Consider the following 377-nt stretch of genomic DNA (forward strand, 5'->3'; position numbering starts at 1 on the left):
CACTGCCCCGATGTGGTGCAGTACCTGGAGCGCCACCTCGATGCCTTGTTCGCCGATTTCCGCTGTACCCCGCAAAGCTGGAGCGAGACCCAGGCCGCGCGCCAGGTGCTGGCGGCGTTGAACCTGCAGCTGTTTCGCCGGCGCCAGAGCGGGCAGGGCGTGGCCGAGCTGCATGCCGGCATGCTGTTGATCCAGGGCGAGGAACTGCAGTTTCTGCAGGCGGGCAGCGTCGGCCTGACGCGGGTTCGCTGCGGCGCGTCGAGCACCCTGGTCGGGCGTGACGGTCAGGCTCTGGGCGGGCAGGCGGAGCTGGCCCTGGTGCAGCACAGTCTGCTGTTGCAGCGTGACGAGCGGGTGTTGCTGGCGCCGCAGCCGTT

Annotated in this window: 1 protein-coding gene; it reads left to right on the plus strand. The window is 69.5% G+C overall.

The features are described from left to right. Positions 1-377, plus strand: a 377-nt coding sequence (locus J0A65_RS26320) for a hypothetical protein (RefSeq protein WP_206597131.1), incomplete at both ends; no start/stop codon positions are given.

This window comes from Bowmanella yangjiangensis, from assembly GCF_017255015.1.
Taxonomy (GTDB): domain Bacteria; phylum Pseudomonadota; class Gammaproteobacteria; order Enterobacterales; family Alteromonadaceae; genus Bowmanella; species Bowmanella yangjiangensis.